General features: G+C 69.8%; 13 protein-coding genes. 11 read left to right on the top strand and 2 right to left on the bottom strand.

Annotation, left to right across the window (positions count from 1 at the left end; genetic code table 11):
• The first annotated feature begins 1 nt into the window (after window position 1).
• The 11 genes from recR to PHN62_RS10590 all read left to right on the top strand — a co-directional run bounded on the left by recR (window position 2) and on the right by PHN62_RS10590 (window position 13,213).
• On the top strand, window positions 2-640 hold the full coding sequence (recR, locus tag PHN62_RS10640; protein WP_300150173.1) for a recombination mediator RecR: 639 nt from the start codon (window positions 2-4) through the stop codon (window positions 638-640).
• 329 nt (window positions 641-969) lie between these two features.
• The gene (locus PHN62_RS10635) at window positions 970-1,347 is read left to right on the top strand and encodes a hypothetical protein (protein ID WP_300150170.1); all 378 of its coding nucleotides are present in this window, start codon (window positions 970-972) and stop codon (window positions 1,345-1,347) included.
• On the top strand, window positions 1,340-3,196 hold the full coding sequence (locus PHN62_RS10630) for an OmpA family protein (protein WP_300150167.1): 1,857 nt from the start codon (window positions 1,340-1,342) through the stop codon (window positions 3,194-3,196). The genes PHN62_RS10635 and PHN62_RS10630 overlap by 8 nt, the downstream gene beginning before the upstream one ends.
• 161 nt (window positions 3,197-3,357) lie before the next feature.
• Window positions 3,358-4,599, top strand: a complete 1,242-nt coding sequence (gene hemA, locus PHN62_RS10625) for a 5-aminolevulinate synthase (RefSeq protein ID WP_300150164.1) — start codon at window positions 3,358-3,360, stop codon at window positions 4,597-4,599.
• A gap of 246 nt (window positions 4,600-4,845) precedes the next feature.
• On the top strand, window positions 4,846-6,213 hold the full coding sequence (locus PHN62_RS10620; protein WP_300150162.1) for a helix-turn-helix domain-containing protein: 1,368 nt from the start codon (window positions 4,846-4,848) through the stop codon (window positions 6,211-6,213).
• Window positions 6,214-6,276: 63 nt separating this feature from the next.
• Complete coding sequence (ispG, locus tag PHN62_RS10615; protein WP_300150159.1) at window positions 6,277-7,431, top strand: flavodoxin-dependent (E)-4-hydroxy-3-methylbut-2-enyl-diphosphate synthase; 1,155 nt, start codon at window positions 6,277-6,279, stop codon at window positions 7,429-7,431.
• Window positions 7,428-8,021 carry an N-acetyltransferase gene (locus PHN62_RS10610; protein ID WP_300150157.1) on the top strand — a complete coding sequence of 198 codons (594 nt, stop codon included), beginning with the start codon at window positions 7,428-7,430 and terminating at the stop codon, window positions 8,019-8,021. Before ispG ends, PHN62_RS10610 begins: the two co-directional genes overlap by 4 nt.
• 120 nt (window positions 8,022-8,141) lie before the next feature.
• Complete coding sequence (gene ndk / locus PHN62_RS10605; protein ID WP_300150154.1) at window positions 8,142-8,564, top strand: nucleoside-diphosphate kinase; 423 nt, start codon at window positions 8,142-8,144, stop codon at window positions 8,562-8,564.
• A 163-nt stretch (window positions 8,565-8,727) separates the two neighbouring features.
• A complete protein-coding gene (locus PHN62_RS10600) occupies window positions 8,728-9,720 on the top strand; it encodes a D-glycerate dehydrogenase (RefSeq protein WP_300150151.1) in 993 nt (330 codons plus the stop codon).
• An 85-nt stretch (window positions 9,721-9,805) separates the two neighbouring features.
• Entirely contained in the window at window positions 9,806-10,798 is a 993-nt protein-coding gene (gene deoC, locus PHN62_RS10595; RefSeq protein WP_300150149.1) for a deoxyribose-phosphate aldolase, read from the top strand.
• A gap of 12 nt (window positions 10,799-10,810) precedes the next feature.
• Window positions 10,811-13,213 carry an aldehyde dehydrogenase family protein gene (locus PHN62_RS10590; protein ID WP_300150147.1) on the top strand — a complete coding sequence of 801 codons (2,403 nt, stop codon included), beginning with the start codon at window positions 10,811-10,813 and terminating at the stop codon, window positions 13,211-13,213.
• Window positions 13,214-13,258: 45 nt separating this feature from the next.
• Here PHN62_RS10590 and PHN62_RS10585 read toward each other — a convergent pair whose 3' ends face one another.
• Both PHN62_RS10585 and PHN62_RS10580 read right to left on the bottom strand, forming a co-directional pair.
• Window positions 13,259-14,977, bottom strand: coding sequence for an acyl-CoA dehydrogenase family protein (locus PHN62_RS10585; RefSeq protein WP_300150144.1), 1,719 nt, complete (start codon window positions 14,975-14,977; stop codon window positions 13,259-13,261).
• Window positions 14,978-15,153: 176 nt separating this feature from the next.
• Window positions 15,154-15,957: a hypothetical protein gene (locus PHN62_RS10580; protein WP_300150141.1), complete on the bottom strand. Its 804-nt coding sequence runs from the start codon at window positions 15,955-15,957 to the stop codon at window positions 15,154-15,156.
• Window positions 15,958-15,968 lie beyond the last annotated feature (11 nt).

Raw genomic sequence — 15,968 nt, 5'->3', positions numbered from 1 at the left:
AATGGACTCCTCCCGCCGCCCGAATTCCGGCCCCAACGCCGCTTCGCCCATGGGGCCGGAGCTGGCGCGGCTCATCGAGCTTCTGGCGCGTCTCCCGGGTCTGGGACCGCGTTCGGCGCGACGGGCGGCGCTGCATCTGGCCAAGCGCCGCGAGGCCCTGCTCGCGCCTCTGGCCGAGGCCATGGCCCTCGCCGCCGAGAAGATCCGTCCCTGTTCGATCTGCGGGCACATCGACACGGCGGAGATCTGCTCCATCTGCGCCGATCCCCGCCGCGACGAGGCGGCGCTCTGCGTGGTGGAGGATTCCGCCGATCTCTGGGCCCTCGAGCGCATGGGGGCCTTCCACGGGCGCTATCATGTGCTGGGGGGCTGTCTTTCGGCTCTGGACGGCGTCGGACCGGAGGAATTGCGCATTCCGCAGCTTCTCGCCCGGGCCGCCGAGACCATGCCCCGCGAAGTCGTGCTGGCGCTCAACGCCACCGTGGACGGCCGCGCCACGGCGCATTACCTCGCCGAGGCCTTCGCGGATCTGGGGATCCGGACCAGCGTCCTGGCTCAGGGCGTGCCCATGGGCGGAGAGCTGGAGCATCTGGACGAAGGCACCATCGCCGCCGCCTTCATGGCCCGCCGGGGCCTCTGACCCCTCCGGAAGAACCAGACCGCCGCCAGGCCCCCGCAGATCCGTGGAAATCCGTGCAAATCTCCGGTCCTCCCCGGAAGAACCCGCGGAATCCGCCCCTCCCGCGCCGCCGCCCCGCGCCGCGCCGTCTATCTTTTCGCCTGAGCCGCCGCTAGTCTGCTCCCGCGCCGCGCGAGGGCGTCCGGGAGGACGTCGGGGGGATCGCCGTCGGGGATGTCCGACGCAGGCCGCGCGAAGGAGATCTTGAGAATTTCTTGTCCGATTCGACCATACGGAGTTGTTCCGTCGCCTTGCGCGGCGCACCCGAAACGCCTTTCGCCGGAGCCCTCATGACCGACGCCGCCTATTCCGCCCATCCGCCCCAGACCGAAGCCGCCACCCCCGACGTCGCCATGGCGCAGGTCCGCGACCTGCTCTTCGGAGACGTCCAGCGCCGTCTGCTCGACCGGATCAACCACCTCGAGGACCGCCTGCGCGAGACCGACCGCCGCCTCGCCCAGGCCGCCGCCGAGACCGACCGCCGTCTGCGCGACCTCGACGCCGAAACCGACCGCCGCCTGCGCGAGCTCGACGCCCGCGGCGAAGAGCGCCGCCGCCGCACCCTCTCGGACATCTCGGCCAATCTCGCCCAGATGAGCGAAGACCTGCGCGCGCTCGCCGAGACGCCCCCGGCGGAGGCCGCCGGACAAGGCGAGGGCCATGGCTGATTCCGGCCCCGATCCCGGAGTCGCGCAGCGGCTGCGCGTCGCCGCCGAGGCCGCCCATGCGGAGGCCGAAGCGGCGCGCCTGGCGCGTCTGCGCGCGCTGATCCTCGGCCAGGACCGCGAAGCCCTCGCGCGGATCGCCGCCCGTCTGGAGGCGGTCGAGGGCGCCATGGGCGACAAGGCCTCCATCCGCGAGGCCATGGCCGACAACCTCGTCGAGGCCCTGCGCGAAACCCGCGACAAACGCGGCAAGGCCCTCGCCTCGACCCTCGCCCCGATGATGGGCGGCGCCATCCGCGCCGAAATCGAGAACTCCCGCGAGAAGATGGCCGAGACCTTCCGCCCCATCGCCGGGCGCATGGTCAAGGCCGCCGTCGCCGACAGCTTCCGCAAGCTGGTCGAGGACGTCAACGCCCGCCTCGACGCCCTCGCCTCGGCCCAGGGCTGGAAGCTGCGTCTGCGCGCGCTGCTCACGGGGCGCAGCGTCAGCGAGCTGGCCCTCGCGGAGCTGGGATCGCGGGGCGGCGTCTCGCGCATCCTGCTCATCGACCGCCATAGCGGCGGACTCATCGCCCAATGGCCCGAGGATCCCGCCGATCCCGCCGCCGCCGAGATGATCGGCGGCATGATCGCCGCCATCCTCGCCTTCTCCGAAGAGGCCCTGCGCAGCGGCGAAGGCGACGAACTGCGCTCCCTCGACCTCAACGGCCGTTCGGTGGCGCTCCAGGCGCGGGCCGAAAGGATCGTGGCCATGGAGGCCAGCGGCTCCCCCTCCGCCGAGCGCCGCGAGCGCATGGAGGACGCCGCCTCGAATTTCCTCGACGGAATCGACGAGGCCTCGCCCGAGGCCCTTTCCCGGCCCGACGCCCTCGCGCCCCTCGCCCGCGCGCTGCTCACGACGCAGAAGGCCTCCGCGCGGCGGGGCGCCCGCCGTCGGCGTCTGGCGCTCGGCGCGCTGCTGCTGCTGGGGCTGCTGGGGCTGCTCGCCTGGAAGGCTTGGGAGGCGAACCGCCGCGAAGCCGCCCTGGAGCGGGTGCGCGAGGCCATGGCGGAGGAGCCCGTCCTCGGAGACGCGCCGGTCTCCGCAAGCTGGTCCGGCCGCACGCGGATCGAGGTCAGCGGCGTGCTGCCGCCCGGCGCCGACGCCGAAGCCCTGAGCGCGCGCCTCGCCGCCGCCGCGGGCGAGGGCTTTCCGCTCCAGACGCGCTTCGCCCATGGCGCCTCGCCCGAAGCCGCCCGCAGCGCCGCTCAGGCCGAAGCCCGCCTTTCGGGCCTGACCTCCCAGCTGGAGGGCCTGCGCCGCGCCCGCGCCGAAGCCGAAGCCGCCCTGGAGGCCGCCCGGCTCGTCCAGAGCGAAACCGCCGCCGCCCTCGCGGAGGCCCGCGCCCGCATCCTCGCCCAGGAATCCGAGATCGCCGCCCTCTCCGCGCGTCAGGGAGACCTCGCCGCCGAGACGCGCGGCCTCGCGGCCCTCGCCGAAGCCGCCGAGAAGCCCGAAGCCCGGCTGCGGCTCTGGGCGGCGCGCACCGCGATCTTCACGCCCGACGGCGCGAACCTCGCGCAGGCCCGCAACCTCGAAGCCCTCGACGAGGCCGTGGAGATCCTGAAGCAGCCCGGCGCGCCGCGTCTGCGGGTGATCGGCCATGTGGACCGCCTCGGCGGCGCCGAAACCAACCAGCGCCTCGCCCGGGAGAGGGCTCAGGCGGTGATCGCCGAATTGATCGCCCGGGGCGCCCCCGCGGATCGCCTGATCGCGGCGGCGCGGCCCGATCCGGTGGAGCTGGTCGAGACCCATGGCCCCGGCTCGATCAACCGGCGCGTGCAGTTCGAGGCGGCCTTCCCCGGAGAATAACCGAGCGTTTCGCTCGGATTTATTCAGGTTTCTCCGCCGCTTGCGACGAATCGCGCTCGTCTTTTCGTGTCGATTCCGCGTCGGCGCCCTTGAGCGTCCCGGTTCTTGAGTCCATGCTCCCTCAACAGAGACGTTCATCGTCGGGGAGGGACGATTTCGCCATGAAGGACCATGCCGACCGCGCGCCCACGCGCTACGACCAGATGTTCGACAGCGCCCTCGGAGCCCTGCGCGCCGAAGGCCGTTACCGCGTCTTCGCCGACATCCGGCGCATCAGGGGCGAATTTCCGCAGGCGCTCCTGCGCGAAGCCGACGGCTCCACCCGTGAAATCACCGTCTGGTGCGGCAATGATTATCTCGGCATGGGCCAGAACCCCGCCGTGCTGGAGGCGCTCAAGCGCGCCGCCGACGAAGCGGGCTCCGGTTCGGGCGGCACGCGCAACATCTCGGGCACGACGCATTACCACGTCGACCTCGAACGCGAGCTCGCCGACTGGCACGGCAAGGACGCCGCCCTGCTCTTCACCTCGGGCTACATCTCGAACGAGGCCAGCCTCTCGACGCTCGGGCGGGTGCTGCCGGACTGCGTCATCTTCTCGGACGCCCTGAACCACGCCTCCATGATCGAGGGCGTGCGCAACGCCCGCTGCGAGAAGAAGATCTGGCGTCACAACGACCTGAACCACCTCGAAGACCTTCTGAAGGCCGCCGATCCCGCGCGCCCGAAGATCATCGCCTTCGAATCGGTCTACTCCATGGACGGCGACTTCGGCCCGATCCACGAGGTCTGCGACCTCGCCGAGCGCTACGACGCCCTGACCTATCTCGACGAAGTCCATGCGGTGGGCATGTACGGCGAGCGGGGCGGCGGCGTCGCCGAACGCGAGGCGGCCCTTTCCCGCCTCGACGTGGTGGAGGGCACCCTCGGCAAGGCCGTCGGCGTGATGGGCGGCTACATCGCCGCCTCGGAGCGTCTGGTGGACGTGGTGCGCAGCTACGCCGCGAGCTTCATCTTCACCACCTCCCTCCCCCCGACCCTCGCGGCGGCGGCGGCGGAGAGCATCCGCTGGCTCAAGGCCCACCCCGAGTTGAGGACGCGCCATCAGGAGCGCGCCGCGACGCTCAAGGCGCGGCTGCGGGCCGCGGATCTGCCCGTGATGGACAGCCCGAGCCACATCGTGCCGCTGCTCGTCGGCGATCCGACGGAATGCAAGGCCGTCTCGGACGCCCTGCTGAAGGAATTCTCGCTCTACGCGCAGCCGATCAACTATCCGACCGTGCCGCGCGGGACGGAACGCCTGAGGTTCACGCCCTCGCCGCTGCATACGGACGCTCACATGGACGCCCTCGTGGGGGCGCTCGAAGCCATCTGGCGTCGGCGCTCGCTGCGCCGGGCCGCCTGAGGACTCTCCGCAGGCCTGCGGATCCCGACCTCCGCAGGCCCGCCGCCCTGACCTTTCCGACCTGCCGCCGCAGGTCTTCCGGGGGGCCAGAGTCAACCAACTCTTGAGGAAATTGCGGCAACCTGTCCGCCGTGAGAGCTTTTCACGGGGGAGAAGCGCGTTGCAACATGCGGCCTCCTGAGCTAAAAAAAGACGCTGGCCAAAAACACAAGGGCGCGCCATGCGGCGCGCGAGTCGGGGCGGTCCATGACGGCGCATCGAAGCATCTCGACTTTACGATTCGAGGAAGCGGACGTCTCTCTCGGAGACGAACTTCGCGGCGCGCGCGCCAGCTCCGGCCGGAGTCTGGACCAGATCGAACGCGATCTGAAGATCAAGGCCGCCTATCTGCTCGCCATCGAGGACGTGCGCCCCGACAGACTTCCCGATCCGGCCTATGCGGCCGGATTCCTCCGCGTCTACGCCCGCTATCTCGGACTCGATCCCGAAAAGACCGCCCAGCGCTTCCAGAAGGAGGTCGAGGGCCAGGGCCAGGGCGAGAAAAGCGGCGTCGCGCGCATCCTCGCGCCCCTGACCCACGCCCGCCGCGGCGAGACCGAATCGGCGCCCCTCCGCCGCATGCCGCCCCGAGAGGATCCGCTCGCGGGTCTGGCCCGCCGCCGCGAGCGCGGCCGCGTCTGGCGGGGCCTGCTCGGGGGAATCGCCATGCTGGCGCCTCTGGCCTTCGCGGGGGGCATCCTCTGGGGCGGCTGGAAGCTGATGGACCACGCCGGAGTCGCGGCCGTCTTCAGCGGCGGAGAGCCGCAGCCCGCCGCCGTGACCGTCGCCGCCCTGGAGCGTCCGAGCGCCGCCGCCTACGAGCGCAGCGTGGACGCCTATTGGGCCGCCGCCTCCGACACGACCGCCGCGCCGCCCCCTCTGCCGCCCATCGACGCGCCGCTCGCCTCGGCCCTGACCCGGACCGCCGCCGCCACGCCTCCGGCCTCCGCCGTCGAGGGCGAAGCCCTCCTGACCGCCGGAGCCGCCCCCGAGGCGCCCTCCGCCCTCCCTGCGGCCGAAGCCGGAGCGCCCGCCTTCGCTCTGGTCGCCCGGCGCGCGGTCTGGATGGAGGCCCGCGACGCGGAGACCAACGCCGTGCTCTTCAGCGGCGAGCTCAATCCCGGCGACCGCTTCACGCCGCCCGCAGGCCGCAGCGACGGCATGCGTCTGCATGTGGGCGATCCTTCCGGCCTGACCGTCGAGGTGGCGGGCGAGGCGCTCGGCCCTCTCGCGCGCACCGCCGCCGTCCTCCGCGATTTCGACCTCAGCGCCCCGAGCCTGCGCGCCAGAGCCGCCGCCAACGCCCAGCCGCGACCGGCCGCCGTGGCCTCCGCGCCGCGCGCGCCTGCGCCTGCGCCCGTTCAGACGGCCGCGCCTCTGGCGGCTCCGCCGGTCTGGAACGTCTCGTCGCCTGCGGCCCAGCCTCTGCCCGCCGCCCAGCGCGTGCAGCGCCCTGCGCCCGAGCGTCGCCCCGAGCAGCGCATTGTCTCCAATCCGCCGCCGTCCTATGTCTATCCCGAGGCGGCGCCCGGCAACGGCGGGCGCGCTTTCGGCAGCATGCGCCCGGTGGACTGAACGCCGACGCCCCCGCCTTCGGGTCGGGCGCGGCGAGGTCAGGGCTGGAGTTCGGAGGACCGGATGAGCGTTCGTCCCTGGCGCGACATCGCGCGGCGCAAGAGCCGTCAGATCAGCGTCGGCAAGGTGCTGGTGGGCGGAGACGCCCCCATCAGCGTCCAGACCATGACCAACACCATCACCGCCGACGCTCCGGCGACCATCGAGCAGATCCGGCGTTGCGCCGAGGCGGGCGCGGACATCGTGCGCGTCTCCTGCCCCGACGTCGAATCCACGGCGGCGCTCAGGGAGATCGTGCGCGCGAGCACGGTCCCCATCGTCGCGGACATCCATTTCCACTACAAGCGCGCCATCGAGGCGGCTCAGGCGGGGGCGGCCTGCCTGCGCATCAACCCCGGCAACATCGGCGACGCCAGGCGCGTGCGCGAGGTGGTCAAGGCGGCCAGGGATTACGGCTGCTCGATGCGCATCGGAGTCAACGGCGGCTCCCTGGAGCGCCACCTCCTGGAGAAATACGGCGAGCCCTGCCCGGACGCCATGGTCGAAAGCGCGCTCGAACACGCCCGCATCCTCGAAGACAACGACTTCTTCGAGTTCAAGATCAGCGTGAAGGCCTCCGACGTGTTTCTCACGGCGGCGGCCTATCAGGCGCTCTCCGAAGCCTGCGACTACCCCCTGCATCTCGGCGTGACCGAGGCGGGCGGACGCTCCATCGGGGCGGTGAAGAGCTCCATCGGCCTGGGGAATCTCCTCTGGATGGGGATCGGCGACACGATCCGCGTCTCGCTCTCGGCGGAGCCCGAGGAGGAGGTCAAGGTCGGCTACGAGATCCTGAAGTCGCTCAACCTGCGGCATCGGGGCGTGACGATCATCTCCTGTCCCTCCTGCGCGCGCCAGGGCTTCAACGTCATCGACACGGTGAGCCGTCTTGAAGAGCGCCTCGCCCATGTGAGCCAGCCCATCACGCTGTCGGTCATCGGCTGCGTGGTCAACGGCCCCGGAGAAGCCCGCGAGACGGATCTCGGATTCACCGGCGGCGGCGCGGGCTCGGGGATGATCTACGTCTCGGGACGCCCGAGCCACAAGATGTCCAACGACCAGATGATCGACCATATCGTCGAGCTGGTCGAGAAGCGCGCCGAGGAGATCGTCAGGGCCGAGGCGGCCGCCGAAGCCGAAGCCGCCGCCGTCGTCGCAGCCGCGCCCGCCGCCGAATGAGCGCCCTTCTTCCGGGCGACCGCCTCCGGCCCGCGCGCCCCGAGGACGCCCCCATGCTGGCCGCCGTCGAGATGCTGACGACGCCGGAATTCGCGCGCTTCGTCTTCGAGGATCTCCTTCCGGGGGTCTCGGCGGGGGCGCTCATGAGCCAGCTCTACGGCGGCGACGGCCCCGACGGCTGGCGCTGGAGCTGGATCGTCGAGGCCGAGGGCGAGACGGCGGGCGCCATGGCGGCCTATCCGGCGCATCTGGCCGGACAGGTTCCGCCCGACGACCCCGCCGCCGAGCGTCTGGCGCATCTGGCGGGCTTCCCGGCGCTCATGCCGAAGGAGGCGCTGCACGTCTCGCGGATCGGGGTCCTGCCGGGCTTCCGCGGACGCGGACTCGCGCGCGCCCTGATCGGGGCGGCGCTGAGGACCGCGCAGCGCGAGGGGCTCGGGATGGTCTCGCTCTTCGTCTGGGCCGACAACGCCCCCGCGCGGGCGCTTTACGAGTCGATGGGCTTCCGCCGGACGGGAAGTCTGGAGATCGCGCCCCATCCGCGCCTGACGCGCCATGGCGAAAGCCTGCTGATGACCCGCCCCGTCTGATCCGCCTCCGGCCGCCCGACCAGCTTGCGGATTGCGGCTCCGCGCGCCGCGTGATATCCGCGAGGCGCAGCGCGGAGGCGCCTTTCCGGCCCCCGCCGATCCAGAACAGGAAATTCTCCCATGGCCGTCGAGCGCACGCTCTCGATCCTCAAACCCGACGCCACCAAGCGCAATCTGACCGGCGCGATCAACAAGGTCTTCGAAGACGCGGGCCTGCGCATCGTGGCGCAGAAGCGCGTCCGTCTGACCCAGGACCAGGCCGGCGCCTTCTACGCCGAGCACAAGGCCCGCCCCTTCTACGGCGAGCTGGTGGGCTACATGATCTCCGAGCCGGTGGTGATCCAGATCCTCGAAGGCGAGAACGCCGTGCTGAAGCACCGCGAGGTCATGGGCGCGACCGATCCGGCCCAAGCCGCCGAAGGCACCGTGCGCAAGCTCTACGCGCTCTCGAAGGGCGAGAACTCGGTCCACGGCTCCGACAGCGCCGAGAGCGCCGCCCGCGAGATCGGCTTCTTCTTCGCCCAGTCCGAGATCCCCGGCTGAGTCTGAAGCTTCCCGCCTCCTTCTTTCGCAGGGGGCGGGTTTTTGCGCGTCTTCGCAAAATTTTCTTTCAAAGATGCGAATGTTTTCGTAACAGAATGTCCATGGCCTGGCCAACCGCCCCAGAACAAGGCGCGGCCCCCTCGCCCGAGAACCGGAGATTCGCATGCCCGCCCCTCGCCCGAAAGCGCGCGTGATCGTCACGCGCAAACTCCCCGACCAGATCGAAGCCCGCCTCGGCGAGCTCTTCGACGTCGAGCTGAATCCCGAGGACAAGCCCTTCACGCGCGAACAGCTGCATGCGGCCGTCCAGCGCGCCGAGGTTCTGGCGCCGACGCTCGGCGATCCCATCGACGGCGCCCTTCTGGCGAGCGCCGGGCCGCAGATGCGCATGATCGCCAATTTCGGCGCGGGCGTGGACCATATCGACGTGAAAAGCGCCGTGGGACGCGGGATCACCGTCTCGAACACGCCGGGCGTGCTGACCGACGACACGGCGGATCTGGCCATGGCGCTGATCCTCGCGGCGCCGCGCCGCCTCGCCGAAGGCGTCAAGCTGCTGCAGGAAGGCCGCTGGACGGGATGGACGCCCACCTTCCTCATGGGGCGCCAGCTCAAGGGCAAGAAGCTCGGGATTCTGGGCATGGGCCGCATCGGGCAGGCTCTGGCGCATCGCGCGCGCGCCTTCGGCCTGGAGATCCATTACCACAACCGCAAGCCCCTGCCCGCCGCTCAGGCCGAGGAGCTGGGCGCGACCCACTGGCCGAGCCTCGACCAGATGCTGGCGCGGGTGGACATCCTCTCGGTGAACTGCCCCTATACGCCCGCGACCTATCATCTGCTCTCCAGCCGCAGCCTGAAGCTGATGAAGCCCGAGGCCTACATCGTCAACACCGCGCGCGGCGAGATCATCGACGAGAACGCCCTGATCCGCATGCTGGAGGCGGGCGAGCTGGCGGGCGCGGCGCTCGACGTCTTCGAGGACGAGCCCTACATCAATCCGCGTCTGCGGGCCTTGCCGAACGTCTTCCTGCTGCCGCACATGGGTTCGGCCACCCTGGAGAGCCGCGTGGCCATGGGCGAGAAGATGATCCTCAACATCCACACCTTCCTCAGCGGCCACACGCCGCCCGACAAGGTGCTGCTCGCGGCGCTGTAAGCTCTCGCAAGGGCTCTTGCGGCGGCCTGCGCCCCATGTCATCCAGAGTCGGCAGAAATTCCGGCTTCCTGGGAGGGCGCAGGCCATGACGCAGACGGCGAAGGCTCGGGAGGCGGCGCCTCCTGCGCCCCATCCCGGGAATCCGGGAGCTCCCTTCGACCTCGGGCCTCTGGAGGCGCTGCGCGTCAACGCCTCCGCCGCCGAGCGCCGCGCCGAGAGCCTCGGCGGGCGACGGAGCGTCAAGAAGCAATGGCAGGCGGCCTGGCTGATCCGGGCGCTGCAATGCGTGGACCTCACCACCCTCAACGGCGACGACACCGAAGGCCGCGTGCGGCGGCTCTGCGCCAAGGCGCGCCAGCCTCTGCGGGCGGATCTCCAGGCGGCTCTGGGGCTGGCGGATCGACGGATCACGCCCGGCGCGGTCTGCGTCTATCACCGCTTCGTGGGAACCGCCGTGGAGGCGCTGAAGGGCTCCGGGATTCCGGTGGCCGCCGTCTCGACGGGCTTTCCGGCGGGGCTCTCGCCGCTGAAGACGAAGCTCGCGGAGATCGAGGCCTCGGTGGCCGACGGCGCCGCCGAGATCGACATCGTGATCACGCGCGAACTGGCGCTCGCGGGGCGCTGGCGCGAGCTTTACGACGAGATCCGCGCCTGCAAGCAGGCTTGCGGCCCCGCCCACATGAAGACCATCCTCGCGACGGGCGACCTGCGGAATCTGGATCTGGTGGCGAAGGCCTCCTGGGTGGCGCTGATGGCGGGCTCGGACTTCATCAAGACCTCCACGGGCAAGGAGAGCGTCAACGCGACCCTCCCGGTGACGCTCGTCATGCTGCGGGCGATCCGGGCCTGGCGCGACGCCACGGGCCATGTGGCGGGATACAAGCCCGCGGGCGGCATCTCCACCACGAAGGACGCCCTCGGACAGCTCATGCTGGTCAAGGAGGAATTGGGCGAGGACTGGCTTCAGCCGAATCTCTTCCGCATCGGCGCTTCGTCTCTGGTGGGCGACATCGAACGCCAGCTCGAGCATTACGCGACGGGCCGTTACGCCGCCCATGACCGCCATGGCCTCGCCTGAGGAGAGTCTCTGATGACCGAGTCGACCCCCTCCATCGCGGAGATTCTGGACATGAGCCTGCCCTATGGCCCTTCGCCGGAAAGCGACGCTCCGGCGCGCGCATGGCTGAAGAGCCTCGGCGCCGAGGCGAAGCTCTTCATCGGCGGGGCCTGGCGCAAGGCGAGATCCGGCGAGAGTTTCGACACCCGCGATCCCTCGACGGGCGCGGTTCTGGCCAAGATCGCCAGGGCGGGCGCCGCCGATGTGGACGCCGCCGTCAAGGCCGCCGCGAAGGCTCTGCCGGGCTGGTCGGCTCTGCCCGGCCATGCGCGGGCCAAGCACCTTTACGCTCTGGCGCGCGGACTCCAGCGTCATGCGCGGCTCTTCGCTCTGGTCGAGACCCTCGACAACGGCAAGCCGATCCGCGAAAGCCGCGACATCGACGTTCCTCTGGCCATCCGGCATTTCTACCATCACGCCGGATGGGCGCAGCTTCAGGCCGCCGAATTCCCCGATCATGAGCCGGTCGGCGTCTGCGGCCAGATCATCCCGTGGAATTTCCCGCTGCTCATGCTGGCCTGGAAGATCGCGCCTGCTCTGGCGATGGGAAATACGGTGGTGCTCAAGCCCGCCGAGGACACGCCCCTCACCGCCCTGCTCTTCGCCGAGCTCTGCGAGCGGGCGGGGATTCCGCCGGGCGTGGTCAACGTCGTCACGGGCGAGGGCGAGACGGGGGCGGCTCTGGCGGCCCATCCGGGGGTGGCCAAGCTGGCCTTCACCGGCTCGACGGAGGTGGGGCGCATCCTGCGTCAGGCCACCGCCGGAAGCGGCAAGGCCCTGACCCTGGAGCTGGGCGGCAAATCGCCCTTCATCGTCTTCGAAGACGCCGATCTCGACGCCGCCGTGGAGGGCGTGGTGGACGCCATCTGGCTGAACCAGGGGCAAGTCTGCTGCGCGGGCTCGCGGCTGCTGCTTCAGGAGGGAATCGAGGCCGAATTCCTCATGCGGCTCAAGCGCCGCATGGAGCGCCTGCGTGTCGGCCCGCCGCTCGACAAGACCATCGACATGGGGGCGCTGATCAGCCCGATCCAGGCGCAGCGCGTGCGCGATCTGGTGGCGCAGGGCGTGAAGGAGGGCGCGCAGATCCATCAGGCGCCCTGCCCCCTGCCTTCGGAGGGCGGTTACCTCGCCCCCACGCTTCTGACCAACGTCCACCCCGCCTCGACTCTGGCTCAGGTGGAGATCTTCGGCCCGGTTCTGGTCGCCATGAGCTTCCGCACGCCGCAAGAGGCCGTGGAGATCGCCAATCACACGCCTTACGGCCTTGCGGCGAGCCTCTGGAGCGAGGGAATCAGCCGCGTTCTCGACGTGGCCTCGAAGCTGAAATGCGGCGTGGTCTGGATCAACGCCACCAATCTCTTCGACGCCGCCGTGGGCTTCGGGGGCTATAAAGAGTCGGGCTATGGCCGCGAAGGCGGGCGCGAGGGTCTGGAGGCCTATCTCAAGCCGCGCTGGCGCGCCAAAGCCAAGCCGCTCGCGCCGGAGGCCGCGCCTCCTGCGGCGGTTCCCGCCTCGCCTCTGGATCAGCCCGAAGGCGTGGATCAAACTCCAAAACTCTATATCGGCGGCAAGCAGACCCGCCCCGACGGCGGGACCACGCGGCTTGTGCGCCACGCCTCGGGCGCGCTGCTTGGCGAATTGCCCGAGGCCAACCGCAAGGATCTCCGCAACGCCGTCGAAGCCGCCCGCAAGGCCGAGGGCTGGTCAGGCCAGAGCGGCCACGCCCGCGCGCAGATCCTTTACTACATCGCCGAGAATCTGGCCGCCGCCCGCGCGGCTTTCGCGGCCCGGCTTCAGGCTTCGACGGGACGCCCGAAAGCCGCCTGCGAGGCCGAAGTCGACGCCAGCGTGGCGCGGCTCTTCAGCTATGGCGCCTGGGCGGATAAATATGAGGGGGCGGTCCATCGTCCGCCGATCCGGGGGACGGCTCTGGCCATTCCCGAGCCTCTGGGGGTGATCGGGGCGGTTTGTCCGCAGACTCCGGGACTTCTGGGCTTCGTTGCGCTGATGGGGCCGATTCTGGCCATGGGGAACCGGGCGGTTCTGGTCCCCTCCTTCGCCGAAGCGCTGATCATCTCGGATTTCATCCGGATTCTGGAGACTTCGGACGTTCCTGGCGGCGCAGTCAACATCCTGACGGGCGATCCGGCGACTTTGGGTCTGGAGCTGGCCAAACATGACGCCGTGGACGCCCTCTGGGCCTTCGCGCCTGCGGGGTCTCTGGCGGATTTCGAACGCGCCTCGGCGGGGAACCTCAAGCGGATCTGGACGGAGCCTCTGGCCCGCGACTGGTTCGACCCCAGACAGGGCGAAGGCCGCGAATTCCTCGCTCAGGCCACGCAGATCAAGAACATCTGGATCACCTGGGGGGCGTGAGGAGCGCAAGGGGGAGCCGCTGGCGGCTCCCCCTGAATTCGCGGGTCAGTTCGGGCCGCTCTCCAGCAGGCGGCGGGCGATGACTCCGGCCTGAATCTCGGCGGCGCCCTCGAAGATGTTGAGGATGCGCGCGTCGCAGAGCACCCGGCTGATCGGATATTCCAGCGCGAAGCCGTTGCCGCCGTGGATCTGCAAGCCGTTGTCGGCGGCGGCCCAGGCCACCCGCGCCCCGAAGAGCTTCGCCATCCCCGCTTCGAGATCGCAGCGGCGGTCGGCGTCCTTCTCCTGAGCGGCGTAATAGCTGAGCTGGCGGGCGATCATGATCTCGACCACCATCCGCGCCAGCTTCCCATAGACGCGCGGGAAGGCCGCCAGGGGTTTGCCGAACTGCTTGCGCTCCTGAGCGTAGCGCATGCCGATCTCCAGCGCCGATTGCGCCACGCCCACGGCGCGGGCGGCGGTCTGGATGCGCGCCGATTCGAAGGTCTGCATGAGCTGCTTGAAGCCCTGCCCCTCCTCGCCCCCGAGCAGGTTGGCCGCCGGAACGCGGAAGCCGTCGAAGCCGATCTCGTATTCCTTCATGCCGCGATAGCCGAGCACTTCGATTTCGCCGCCGGTCATGCCGGGGGTCGGGAAGGCCTCTTCTTCGGTCCCGCGGATCTTCGGCGCGAGCAGCATCGAGAGCCCGCGATAATCCTTCGTCGAAGGATCGGTGCGCACGAGCAGGGTCATGAGATCGGCTCGGGCGGCGTGGGTGATCCAGGTCTTGGCGCCCGAGACCACATATTCGTCGCCCTGCTTCACGGCGCGCGTCGAGAGCGAGCCGAGATCCGATCCGGTGTTGGGCTCGGTGAAGACGGCGGTCGGCAGGATCTCGCCGGAAGCGAGCTTGGGCAGCCATTCGGCTTTTTGCTCGGGCGTGCCGCCGCCGAGGATCAGCTCCGCCGCGATCTCGGAGCGCGTGCCCAGCGAGCCCACGCCGATATAGCCCCGGCTGAGCTCCTCCGAGACGACGCACATCGCCGTCTTGCCGAGGCCCGAGCCGCCGAACTCCTCGGGGATGGTCAGGCCGAAGACGCCGAGCTCGGCGGCCTCGTTGACGATCTCGATGGGAATCAGTTCGTCGCGCAGATGCCAGCCATGGGCGTGCGGAATCACGCGTTCCTCGGCGAAGCGGCGGAACTGGTCGCGGATCATGTCGAATTCGGAGTCGAGGCCGCAATCCCCGAAGGTGGCCGCGCCCTGAGCCGCGAAGACCAGATCCATGATGCGCCGACGCACGGCGTCCACGTCGCCCTCGCGGGCGAGGCGGCGCACCGCGGGCGCAGAGGCGAAGGCGGCTTCGGCCTCGTCGGAGATCCCGAAATCGGCGAGACGCGCGGTCTCGCCCTGAGACATGGGAATGCCGCCGGAGATCTCGGCGCAGATCTGGCCGAGCGCGGCCTGAAAGATCAGCTCTTCGAGTTCTCCGCCCCGGGCTTCGGCGGCGAGGCGCTCGCGCCAGCCGGTCATGCGGCGCAAGGATTCGACATAGACCGCCAGCCAGGCGAAGCCATGAGCGGCGTGTTGTTCGTCCTCGAGCGCCGCGCCTGAAAGGCGGCCTCGGGAATCCACGCCGACGCGGGCGCGCAGACCCGCGCGGGCGGCCTCGAGCAGAGTCTCGGCGGCGACGAGCGCCTCGGCGGAAAGCTGGGAGAGGTCGGCGCGCGAAAGGGCGGCGGAGGCCTCTCTGGCGTCGGGAGCGGTCGCGGCGGCGGTCGTCATGGCGAGGTCCGGTCATGTTGCATTTGCGAAGACGATAGGCGAGGCTGCGAAGGTCGTCAATCGCTTGCGAAGATCTTCGCGCAAGATTCAAACCTTCATTCGCCTAAAGTCGCAAGAAACTTCCCGAAAACATGTCTCTCCGCCGGAGGGTCCTCCGGCGGAAAGGGCCGCCCTGATCACCGGTGGATGGTCTCCGGCTCCCGAGGAAACTCCAGGATGGACGAATCCGGCTCTCTCTTCGGCTCGCCGGAAGGCCGGATGATGAAGTCGGGCCCCTTGGGTTCGACTGGCGCGGCCATCGACGGCGGGAGAAGCAAGTCCGGCCTTGGCGGAGCGGGCGCAGGCGTTGGGGCGGGCGCGGGAGAAGGCGCGAGTATGGGCGGGCGCTCATCAGACGTGAAGGCCGCCACAGGCGCAACCGCATACCCTGCGCGCAGATAGAAGCGAGCCGGATCTTCAATCATGCCAGAGATATATCGCACCTCTTCACCTGAGAAGCGCTGCTGGCATTCAGGAAGTCTGAGCATATCTGCAACCCTGCACGCCATGCCTTCTTTCACGAAATAGGGCTGGCTTCCAAGCTCGTAGGGCGCCAGCACTCCCGCCATGGCTTCGCCTGAAGGCGGGGTGGAAGGGGAAACGCAGCGGAGATCGCTGAAAAGCTCCTGCCCGCTGCATGGCCGCCCCATGTCGGGCTGAAGGAGCGTCGCGATGTCGACGTTTTCCGCAGAAGCCGCCAGAATCCTGACGCAGCGTCGACTGCTTCCATCTTCGCAGATTTCGCGCAACAGGATGACGCCCCTGCGGCCTGCGGCGCCTTCCACAGGGCGCACGCCTGGTGGGAAGCGCACATGATCCGATCCCCAATGTGCTATCCCTCTCCCTACCCACAGACGCCCGTCGCCTTCAGAAGGACGAGCCAACCCTCTTGGAACGATGGAGGGCGACCATTGCAGGCGATCATTGCCAAACCTCTCCATGGCATGGCTCC

Source organism: Neomegalonema sp., from assembly GCF_028688855.1.
In the GTDB taxonomy this organism is placed as follows: Bacteria; Pseudomonadota; Alphaproteobacteria; order Rhodobacterales; family Rhodobacteraceae; genus Neomegalonema.
The sequence above is the reverse complement of the archived record's forward strand: the minus strand, read 5'-3'. Positions and strand labels throughout refer to the sequence as shown.

Coding starts and splice junctions, on each gene's coding strand:
- PHN62_RS10590 (WP_300150147.1), top strand. CDS start 10,811: ATGACCGAGTCGACCCCCTCCATCGCGGAGATTCTGGACATGAGCCTG.
- PHN62_RS10580 (WP_300150141.1), bottom strand. CDS start 15,957: ATGGAGAGGTTTGGCAATGATCGCCTGCAATGGTCGCCCTCCATCGTT.
- ndk (WP_300150154.1), top strand. CDS start 8,142: ATGGCCGTCGAGCGCACGCTCTCGATCCTCAAACCCGACGCCACCAAG.
- deoC (WP_300150149.1), top strand. CDS start 9,806: ATGACGCAGACGGCGAAGGCTCGGGAGGCGGCGCCTCCTGCGCCCCAT.
- PHN62_RS10620 (WP_300150162.1), top strand. CDS start 4,846: ATGACGGCGCATCGAAGCATCTCGACTTTACGATTCGAGGAAGCGGAC.
- hemA (WP_300150164.1), top strand. CDS start 3,358: ATGAAGGACCATGCCGACCGCGCGCCCACGCGCTACGACCAGATGTTC.
- PHN62_RS10585 (WP_300150144.1), bottom strand. CDS start 14,977: ATGACGACCGCCGCCGCGACCGCTCCCGACGCCAGAGAGGCCTCCGCC.
- PHN62_RS10610 (WP_300150157.1), top strand. CDS start 7,428: ATGAGCGCCCTTCTTCCGGGCGACCGCCTCCGGCCCGCGCGCCCCGAG.
- PHN62_RS10635 (WP_300150170.1), top strand. CDS start 970: ATGACCGACGCCGCCTATTCCGCCCATCCGCCCCAGACCGAAGCCGCC.
- PHN62_RS10630 (WP_300150167.1), top strand. CDS start 1,340: ATGGCTGATTCCGGCCCCGATCCCGGAGTCGCGCAGCGGCTGCGCGTC.
- ispG (WP_300150159.1), top strand. CDS start 6,277: ATGAGCGTTCGTCCCTGGCGCGACATCGCGCGGCGCAAGAGCCGTCAG.
- recR (WP_300150173.1), top strand. CDS start 2: ATGGACTCCTCCCGCCGCCCGAATTCCGGCCCCAACGCCGCTTCGCCC.
- PHN62_RS10600 (WP_300150151.1), top strand. CDS start 8,728: ATGCCCGCCCCTCGCCCGAAAGCGCGCGTGATCGTCACGCGCAAACTC.